General features: G+C 62.5%; 7 protein-coding genes and 2 tRNA genes. 4 read left to right on the top strand and 5 right to left on the bottom strand.

Annotated features, from left to right (window positions below; all coding sequences use genetic code 11):
• From ACFMO7_RS21320 to ACFMO7_RS21310, 3 genes are all read right to left on the bottom strand, one after another.
• Positions 1-180, bottom strand: a 180-nt coding sequence (locus ACFMO7_RS21320) for a GTP-binding protein (protein WP_376797172.1), incomplete at its 3' end; no start/stop codon positions are given.
• 457 nt (positions 181-637) lie between these two features.
• Positions 638-709 (bottom strand) — tRNA-Thr (locus ACFMO7_RS21315).
• Between the two features lie 199 nt (positions 710-908).
• Positions 909-992: transfer RNA gene (locus tag ACFMO7_RS21310), tRNA-Tyr, on the bottom strand.
• 323 nt (positions 993-1,315) lie between these two features.
• Here ACFMO7_RS21310 and ACFMO7_RS21305 point away from each other — a divergent pair.
• From ACFMO7_RS21305 to selA, 3 genes are all read left to right on the top strand, one after another.
• Positions 1,316-1,540, top strand: a complete 225-nt coding sequence (locus ACFMO7_RS21305; RefSeq protein ID WP_376797494.1) for a hypothetical protein — start codon at positions 1,316-1,318, stop codon at positions 1,538-1,540.
• A 176-nt stretch (positions 1,541-1,716) separates the two neighbouring features.
• A complete protein-coding gene (locus ACFMO7_RS21300; protein WP_376797493.1) occupies positions 1,717-2,085 on the top strand; it encodes a type II toxin-antitoxin system PemK/MazF family toxin in 369 nt (122 codons plus the stop codon).
• Between the two features lie 244 nt (positions 2,086-2,329).
• Complete coding sequence (gene selA, locus ACFMO7_RS21295; RefSeq protein WP_376797492.1) at positions 2,330-3,703, top strand: L-seryl-tRNA(Sec) selenium transferase; 1,374 nt, start codon at positions 2,330-2,332, stop codon at positions 3,701-3,703.
• Positions 3,704-4,772: 1,069 nt separating this feature from the next.
• On the opposite strand, the gene rsgA is transcribed toward selA, so the two are convergent.
• Positions 4,773-5,771 (bottom strand): ribosome small subunit-dependent GTPase A, encoded by a 999-nt coding sequence (gene rsgA / locus ACFMO7_RS21290; RefSeq protein WP_376797491.1) that lies wholly within the window; start codon positions 5,769-5,771, stop codon positions 4,773-4,775.
• A 597-nt stretch (positions 5,772-6,368) separates the two neighbouring features.
• Here rsgA and ACFMO7_RS21285 point away from each other — a divergent pair.
• Positions 6,369-7,565 carry a potassium channel family protein gene (locus ACFMO7_RS21285; protein ID WP_376797490.1) on the top strand — a complete coding sequence of 399 codons (1,197 nt, stop codon included), beginning with the start codon at positions 6,369-6,371 and terminating at the stop codon, positions 7,563-7,565.
• Here ACFMO7_RS21285 and fxlM read toward each other — a convergent pair.
• Positions 7,516-8,865, bottom strand: a complete 1,350-nt coding sequence (gene fxlM, locus ACFMO7_RS21280; protein ID WP_376797489.1) for a methyltransferase, FxLD system — start codon at positions 8,863-8,865, stop codon at positions 7,516-7,518. The genes ACFMO7_RS21285 and fxlM overlap by 50 nt on opposite strands.
• Positions 8,866-8,878: the final 13 nt, after the last annotated feature.

The following is an 8,878-nucleotide window of genomic DNA, read 5'->3' as shown; positions in this document are numbered from 1 at the left end:
CCGCTCCTCGGGCGCCTTATCAATCTGGTCAAAGGCAATATACTTATTGACCGCGCTCGGAAGCACCCGCGACAGCACCCGCGTGATCGCGGCCGTCAGCGTCGTCTTCCCGTGGTCAATGTGCCCGATCGTGCCCACATTCACATGCGGCTTCGTCCGCTCAAACTTCTGCTTCGCCATAACCTCAAAGGCTCCTCCTGCAATTCGACCGTACTCGTGCGATGTAGTGATGAAGAGATAAGAAAAGAGCGACCGGCGCTAGACACACAGCAGCCGTCTCCTGAGACTCTCACTCAGGACACACGCCTCGTTGCGGCACCCGCGTATTGCTCTTTTGGCCAGGCTACTTCTTATTATGCTTATGCTTTCCGGCGTATTTTCAGGCGGATCGACGAGCGAGTGACCGAGCGCACGGGCCGGTCTGGCATCCGACCTGGCTTCTCTCGCCCTTTCGGATTCTTCGCCTCTTCTCAGGATGGTTATTGACGCAAGCCACCGGGAGAGGAAAGAATCTTCGAAGAAGGAGGGAAGCGGCGACGGTATCAGAAGACGGCAGCGAAATGTAGAAAGATCCGGCGCGGATATTCGTGAAGATGCATGCCTTAGAAAGCAGCAAGGCATCATCAGAAACCACGGGAGCCCGTGATGGGAATCGAACCCATGACCACAGTCTTACCAAGACTGTGCGCTACCGCTGCGCCACACGGGCCAGTCAGATCATCAGCGCATTCACACCAGGCGGCGGGCGTTTGCTCTCCTCCTCCAGCCACCTCTCTCTGCCTACGCGCTCGCGCTCAGCTTCTCCACGCTCGCACAGGTGCACCGCTGCCCTACAGCCGCCACTCCCTTTCGCCCACTCCCCTCGTCCGTCCGAGCGTACGCCCTGTTGAGGCATGCCGCTTGTGCGCTGGTGGGCAGTGAGGGATTCGAACCCCCGTAGGTTTCCCAGCTGATTTACAGTCAGCCCCGTTTGACCGCTCCGGAAACTGCCCACGGGAAATCAGTCAGTTGCAGTCAGCAGCTCGCTGTCTGTCTGGCTGACGTGTCCATTATAGCTGACGGGGCAGATGATGTCAAGCACTTTTCTGGGGAGGTTGGCGAAGAGCACTGCTGTTTAGGAAAGTCTGGGGGCCTGCCATTGTCGCAGGGCAGTTTTGCTGGTATAATCTCCTGCGTCGAAGAAAATGCGCTTCCCCACCAGCACGGGTGTGACCCTCGCGCCAGCCTGCAGCAGTTCGGCCCGGTGGCGCCGGATGCTGTTTTCTGGTCAGGACGGAACAGGACGAAGGAAGGAAGAAGGAACGAGGTATTCTCTATGGCGACGAATTGCGACTTCAAGCGCTCTTCTTTGCTCGCTGAGCAGTATCAGCAGGAGATGGAGCTGATCTCTCAGGCCCTCCTGGAGGAAAGTGAGGAGGAACGCGAGGAGCGCCTGAGCCTGGTCGAGCGCTCTTGGCCTCTCACCAGCGCTTGCTTCTACGCCCAGCGCGAAAGCGGCGATGCTTCAAGCCGTACCTCCACCGTCTCCGCTCACCGGTAATGACTACCCTGCGCCAGATGCATGCTGGCCTTTTTTGTGGTATCATTTCGTTACTGAGCACCATCTGGATTTATTATGTGATGTGTTAAGGTAGGGTGTCTGGATAAAACGCTATGCCTCATCCACCGGAGTTGCCGCCTGAAGCATTGACGTATCATACGCCTGTGCAGTTCGGTATGGTATACTGGGTGAATTTTGGCTATCCCGCCCTTCCCCCCGGCATCGAGGAGAAACGCATCCTGGATTGGCACCCGGCACTGGTGGTCTCCGCTGAGCCGTTCTGTCGCCATGCCGGCGCCGTCAATGTGGTCGCCTTGACTTCTTACCGGGGCAAGCTCCGTCCCTATCACCACCTGCTCCTGAAGCGGGATTATCCGCTCCTGGATACCGATAGCCTGGTGAAAACAGAGCTGCTCTATCCCGTTCTGCGAACTTTGCTCGCCGACCAGTATGCAATTTGCCGACTCCACGATGCGGATCTCTACGCCATTATGGGGAAGATCGCTAATAGCCTGGGCATTACAATGTATTATTCTCTGCATTGACGATGAGGATGCAACCGCCTGTGGGCGGGCGAACGAGCAGACAGGCAGGCGAGCAAGCGAACAAGCAAGCAAGGAGGCCAGCAGGAGAGCAGGTGGACTGCAGACTGCAGTCTGGGGATCTTCTCTCGCGGTCCAACCGCGCTGGCTTCGCCCGCTCTCTGAACGGCCTCGCTCTCCCCGCTTCTCGCTGCGGATCGCCCCGCCTCTGCTGGGCGTTCTCTTTTGATCCTCAGAGGATGCTGCGATGTTGCGTCTTCTTCCTTCGATCGGCGCTCTCTTGCAGTCGCCCGAGGGCCTGCAGCTGAGCGCTGAGTTCGGGCGCCCTCTGACGACGCGTGCCCTGCGCCAGGTGGTGGCAGAGGCACGCGTGGCCCTCCGTCAGGGCGCTCCTTGCCCTTCACCTTCCGAGCTGCTCTCTGCCGCGCGCCGCTGGCTGTCGGCAACGCTCCAGCCTTCGCTCCGTCCGCTGATCAATGCGACTGGGGTGATTATTAATACGAACCTGGGCCGCGCTCCTTTGAGCGCCGCCGCTCTGCAGGCTATGCAGGCTGTGGCTCAGGGCTACGCTAATCTGGAGTACGATCTGGAAGCTGGCGAACGTGGCTCTCGTCATGTTCATGCCGCCTCGTTGTTGCGCGAGCTGACTGGCGCCGAGGCGGCCCTGGTGGCAAACAATAATGCCGCGGCAGTTCTGCTGGCGCTTTCGACCTTAGCGGCTGGCCGCGAGGTGATTATTTCTCGCGGGCAGTTGGTAGAGATCGGCGGCGGTTTCCGTGTGCCGGATGTGATGCGCCAGAGCGGCTGCATCCTGGTTGAGGTGGGCACAACTAATCGCACACGCTTGAGCGATTATGCGGCGGCAATCTCGGAGCGTACGGCCCTGCTGCTGGCGGTCCATCCCAGCAATTTCCGCCTGACTGGCTTCGTGGAGTCGACTCCTATCCACGATCTGGTGAGGCTGGCCCACGATCATGGGCTGCTGGTGATGGAAGATCTGGGCAGCGGCTGTCTGCTTCCAAGCGAGCGCTATGGGCTGGCCCACGAGCCTATGCCCCAGGAGAGCCTGGCCGCAGGCGTCGATGTGGTCTGCTTTTCCGGGGATAAGTTGCTTGGTGGGCCACAGGCGGGGATCATTCTGGGACGGGCGGCCCTGGTGGAGCGTATCGCCCGCCATCCGCTGATGCGGGCTTTGCGGGTGGACAAGCTGACGCTGGCGGCTCTGGAGGCCACGCTGCGCCACTATCAGCGCGGCGAGGCCGAGGAGGCTATTCCGATCTGGCGCATGATCGCTCTACCTCTTTCGCGGCTGCAGGAGCGCGCGGAGCGCTGGGCACGAACTCTGCAGGCACAGGGATTTGCGGCCCAGGTGCGCCCCGGTGAGTCGACGATCGGTGGTGGGTCGTTGCCAGGGGAGACGCTACCAACGGCGCTGCTGGCGCTGGAGGCGGGACAGGTGCCCTGTTCTTTGGAGGAGCTGGCGCGCCGCCTGCGTGCTCGTCCGCTGCCGATCGTGGGACGTATCCTGCGCGATGCGCTCTTGCTTGATCCACGCACAGTGTTGGAGGAGCAGGACGAGGAGCTGCTGACTGGCCTGCTGGCTTGTCTGCGTGGAACCTAAGTGCTTCTCCCTCCGACCAGCTCGCCTGACTGGGAGTTCGCCGCGGACGAGGTGGCGCCCGCAGGCCCTCTGGGATGGGACGGGCAGGCTTCAGGTATAGATGGCGAAGGTTCGTGTTGAGAGAGGATAAGGCGCAGATGGGCCGCCTGGAGGAGATGCCCTGCTCCTCCGCGAGGATCGATGGTCCTCATGAGAGCCGCCCGATCGTCAGCGGAGCGGCCAGGGAGTGGGGCACTGCCAGACAGGAAATCAGCCACATAAGGGCCTGTAGCTCTCGGGCTGCATCTGCTGGATCGGCTCAGGGTCGCAAGACCTGGGGAGTGCTCAGGCCGTGCTCGCTGCGGAAGCGCAGGAGGCAGCACAGATGCAGAGCACTGCCTCGGAAGCTCTCTGCTGGCCGAAGCAGCGGAGAAGAGTAGGCCCAGATAGGCATCCCTGAGATGGCCGCTGCTCCCCTGATCAAGAGCGATCCGGTGGCGAATGGCTCCCAGCATGGGTTTGGGGGTCTCGCTTCCGGCTCAGTGGCTGGAGATGGACGGCCCTCTGGTGAGGGCAGCAAGCGGTCGAGCAGGGGCGGCATGAGGACAAGGCTGGTACTGCCGACGCTGATCCAGGACAGCAGAGGGATGCCGGGGTGAGGCGAGGATTATGCCATCTCACACCAGGCTGCGCCAGCGCCCGAGGACCTGCCAGCTCCCTCTTCCGCAGAAGCTGCCGGCGAGCAACACTCGGGGTATGTGCTTCCTTGCGGAGGCCAGGGAGCTGGCCATCTCCAGCCAGGGCCTGGGTCGGCAAAAGCTGCGATCTGAGCGACGAGGAGAGCCATCCACCTGTTCTGTCCTCAGGCCAGGTTCGCGTCGTGGGATTGCAGCCAGAGGGGACAGGGATTCCGGCCCGCGCGGCTCCCCGGCGAACCAGGCTCAGGGTTCCATGAAAGCGGTTGTCCTCAGCTCCCGGCCAGCCTGCTACTGCTACCGGCAATAGGTAGGGTTGCCGTTGGCTCTAGGCAGGCTGCCAGGCGAGCGCGCGGATGGGTCTGCCGGTGAGCCTGACAGGCCGGGCGCCCATCCTAGCGCTCCTCTTCTTTGAGCATGCGGATGTAGCTCTGATAGCGTCGTTCGTTGATCAGGCCATCCCTGACCGCCTGGCGGATGGCGCAGTTCTCCTCGTCGGCGTGGAGGCAATCGGAGTAGAAACACTCACCCAGATAAGGACGGAATTCGACGAAGCAGCCAGCCAGGTCTTCTTTGGGGATATTCCAGGCGGCCAGGGCCCGGATCCCGGCGGAGTCCGCCAGCCAGCCACCGCTGGAGAGCGGATAGAGCTGCGAGCCGGTTGTGGTATGGCGTCCCTTGCCGGTGGCGGCGCTGACCATGCCGGTGCGCAGAGCCATGCCCGGCTCCAGAGCGTTGACCAGCGAGGACTTGCCGACGCCAGAAGGGCCAGTGAAGAGGGTGATATGGCCCTTGAGCAGCTCGCGCAGTTGCTCGATGCCCTGGCCGGTCTCACAACTTGTCCACAGGAGGCTATAGCCAAGCTGCTGATAGAGGGCTGCGGCCTCTTCAACGCTTTGGTCATGGGGCAGGTCAACCTTGTTGAGGCAGATAATCGGGTGCAGCTCGGCGTGCTCGCAGATGGCCAGGTAGCGGTCGAGCATACCGAAGTGAGGCTCTGGCTGGGTGGTGGCGAAAACAATCACCACCTGATCCAGATTGGCGAGCAGCGTCTGCGATCGGGGATTGCTCTCGCGCGAGCCAACGTCGCGCCGTGCAAGCTCGCTCTGGCGCGGCAACACCTCCTCGATCACGCCCGTCTCGGCATCCAGCCGCCGCACTCTGACGCGGTCGCCAACGCTCAGACGCGCAGGCAGGGCGGCGACCTCCGCTTCTGCGCGCTGCTGCCGGGCCAATGGACCGGTGACCCGTCCGCGCGCCGGACGCCCGCGGGCGGCCTCAGCTAGAGCCTTCTTGAGCTTCCCGCGGAGTGTACAACGCAGCCTCCCCTGATCGGTATAGACCTCGTAAATGCCATGTGCTCCGCTCAGCACTATACCGGTCAGCAGTTCCATCTTGTACTTGCTTGCTTTCTTTCTCTGAGCACCCTCAAGCGTTCAGCGTCCTCGTTTTTCGTTCAGGTGTTGGTCTCCATCTCCACCCCAGGTCTCCTTTCTGGACAACAAGAGGCCCAAGGTGGGATGAGACAGAGAAGCTCGCTGATGTCTGACCTGCACGTCTGCCTGTCATCGATGTGCAGAGGAGAGAGTCCTTTCCCCCAGTAGCTCCCCCGTTCCGAAGCGAAGTGCAGGCCAGAGAAGAGAGGCCTTTTTCGTCTCTCCAGACAGATTACAGGAGAGACAGGCACTTTGTCAATGGACTCGCCAGCCCGCATGAGAGGTGTCGGGCGCAACAGGCTGGCGCTCTGGTTGATGTGCTGCCTCGGTTCGGCTGGTCCGCCGCTGATGAAGCGCGAGGTCGGGCATCGTCTTGCCTGACTCGTTCGTTGGCGAGCGTTGAGGAGGCCAGCGCAGCGGCCTGGGAGATTTGACGTTTTCCGCTTGAATGAGCTAGCCTGAAACAGTGGTGACGATTGACTGGCTGGTCCGGTCTGGTTTGCTCACGAGCAGGCCAGCCAGTGAGTCGACCTGGCACATATGAGGAGAGGGGCTATGTCCTTGATTGTTGGTCTGGCAAGCGTTGTCCTCATTCTCTCGATCCTGCAGGACGCTTTTGAAACGGTAGTATTACCGCGTCGTGTCTCACGGCGCTTTCGCCTGGCCCATTTGCTTTTCCGGGTGAGCTGGTGGCTGTGGCGTCGCCCCGCCCATCTTGTACGCACTGCGGCCAGGCGAGAATACTTTCTGAGTCTGTATGGACCGCTCTCGCTCCTATTCCTGTTGGTGATCTGGGCCGTAGGTCTGATCAGCGGCTTCGCCTTGCTGCAGTGGAGCCTGGGAGCTGCCATGCACGCGCCCGAGCGCCAGACCTCGCTGAGCACGCTCTTCTATTTCAGCGGGACCACCTTCTTTACACTAGGACTCGGCGATATCGCGCCGGCAGCGGGCCTGCCGCGGCTGGTGACGGTGATCGAGGCAGGCACGGGCTTTGGTTTTCTGGCTTTGGTGCTGAGCTATTTGCCGGTGATCTATCAGGCCTTCTCGCGGCGTGAGGCCAGCATTGCCCAGCTCGATGCGCATGCCGGCTCGCCACCCAGCGCCCTGGAGCTGCTGCGCCGGCATGCGCGCGGGGAGCAGTTCCCTGAGCTGGTGCGTCTGCTGCGCGAATGGGAGCGCTGGGCGGCAGAGCTGCTGGAGAGCCACCTCTCCTATCCTGTCCTGCTCTACTACCGCTCACAGCACGAGCGCCAGTCATGGCTGGCGGCCCTGACGACTCTCCTCGACACCTGCGCGCTGATTATCGCCTATCTGGATGACCTGCCAGCGCAGACCGCCTGGTTCACCTTCGCGATCGCACGCCATGCCGCAGTCGACCTGGCTCAGATTTTCGACGTGAAGCCACGGTCGGCAGAAGCAGATCGCCTGGTCGGAGAAGAGCGCGCCCGTTTGCTGGCGGGACTAGAGGACCTGGGGCTGTCAGCCTCGCCGGAACGTGAGCAGCGCCTCACCGAGCTGCGGACGCTTTACGAGCCGTTTGTCCAGAGCCTGGCCCGGCGCCTGGAGATGACTTTGCCCGCCTGGGCGCCGACGAAAGTCATCGACGACTGGCAGACCAGCCCCTGGGAGCATCTGGCCGCTAACCTGGATGGGCTGGCCTGGCAGCGCAAGATGCTCAAGCTTCAGCACCAGTTTGAGGCCATCAAGCCTGGCGCTCAATCACCAGGTGAGACCAGCGCCGAGCCAGAATGAGGCGCCCGGCAGCCGGCTTCTCGGGGCAAGGAACCTGGTGGGGATAAATGCGCAGGTGCAGACGCTCATCGCCTGGGAACAGGAACCAGCCGGCAGGACGGCCCGCCCTATCCCAGGCGCGCAGAAGCGCGAGCAGACGGCGGGCCAGATATTCGGCCCCGCCAAAGCAACGCACCATGATTTCACAGGCGGCCGGGTTGCTCTGTCCGCTGCTGCTCGCCTGCCGCCAGCCCGGAGGCAGGGCCAGGAGGGCGATCTGATTGTCGGCCACGATTCCGACGGTCACGCGCGTCTCCAGGCCAGTGATCTTGAAAAGCCAGGGCAGCCCGGCCAGAGCGGGATCTTCGCGCTGAGCCACCAGGCTGCAGGCCGCCGGCTCATGCTGGGAGAGCCAGGAATTGAAGGCATAGTGAATCTCGTGCAGATTGGAGAGTATGCCGCTGGGCAGGTCGTACCAGGGACCGGTGAGGGTGCGATAGAGGGCGGCCCCATCGATGGGCTGATAGTTAGTCAGGCGCAGTTGAAGGGCGGGACTGGCCTCCGGCCCTGGGCCTAAAGCGAAGATCCCCCCTGCCTCGGCGAAGGGACCACGCAGCATCATGAAGGCGCAGCAGCGAACCGAGACGCTCTCGAGATGGTCCCCCTGCCACTCCAGAGCTACCGAGAATTGGGCATCACGGACTACCAGCGGCAATAGCAGCCGCCCATTGGGCTTCAGCTGCTCGTACCAGGGAGCAGCGATATCGCCCGAAGCCACCGTCAGAATAATACGATCGTAAGGGGCGGCTGGCGGATAGCCCTGAGCTCCGTCGCCGCAGATCACGCGCACCTGCCCATAGCCGGCAGCCTCCAGATGAGCGCGCGCCCCCGCCACCAGGTCCTCATCGATGTCGACCGTCACTACGCTGCCGCTCTCCCCCACAATATGGGCCATGAGAGCGGCGTTGTAGCCGCTGGCGGCCCCAATCTCCAGCACGCGCTGGCCAGGCTCCAGACCCAGTTGCTCCAGCATGATGGCCATAATAGCCGGCTGCGAGGAAGAGCTAATGCAGACGCCGTCGACCACCTTAAGGGGGACAACCTGGTCGCGATAGACCTCTTCGAGCGGGACACCGGGCAGAAAGAGGTGCCGGGGCACGGCCCGGAAGGCAGCCTCCACTCGGGCTGTCCGCAGGAAGCCGCGTGCTTTCAGGTGCTCAACAAGAGCCTGCTGCAGCTCCTCCAGAGGCGCCTGGCGCTGAAGCGCGCCGTTCTGGCGCGCCGGATCGGGATCAGGATGGCGCACCGGACCTGCTTCCATAAGGCCCTCCTTT

The sequence above is a fragment of the Thermogemmatispora sp. genome, assembly GCF_042408735.1.
GTDB lineage: Bacteria > Chloroflexota > Ktedonobacteria > Ktedonobacterales > Ktedonobacteraceae > Thermogemmatispora.
The sequence above is the reverse complement of the archived record's forward strand: the minus strand, read 5'-3'. Positions and strand labels throughout refer to the sequence as shown.

Bases quoted from the DNA above. Each gene is read 5' to 3' on its own strand.
- ACFMO7_RS21305 (WP_376797494.1), top strand. From the start codon at position 1,316: ATGGCGACGAATTGCGACTTCAAGCGCTCTTCTTTGCTCGCTGAGCAG.
- ACFMO7_RS21300 (WP_376797493.1), top strand. From the start codon at position 1,717: ATGGTATACTGGGTGAATTTTGGCTATCCCGCCCTTCCCCCCGGCATC.
- selA (WP_376797492.1), top strand. From the start codon at position 2,330: ATGTTGCGTCTTCTTCCTTCGATCGGCGCTCTCTTGCAGTCGCCCGAG.
- rsgA (WP_376797491.1), bottom strand. From the start codon at position 5,771: ATGGAACTGCTGACCGGTATAGTGCTGAGCGGAGCACATGGCATTTAC.
- ACFMO7_RS21285 (WP_376797490.1), top strand. From the start codon at position 6,369: ATGTCCTTGATTGTTGGTCTGGCAAGCGTTGTCCTCATTCTCTCGATC.
- fxlM (WP_376797489.1), bottom strand. From the start codon at position 8,865: ATGGAAGCAGGTCCGGTGCGCCATCCTGATCCCGATCCGGCGCGCCAG.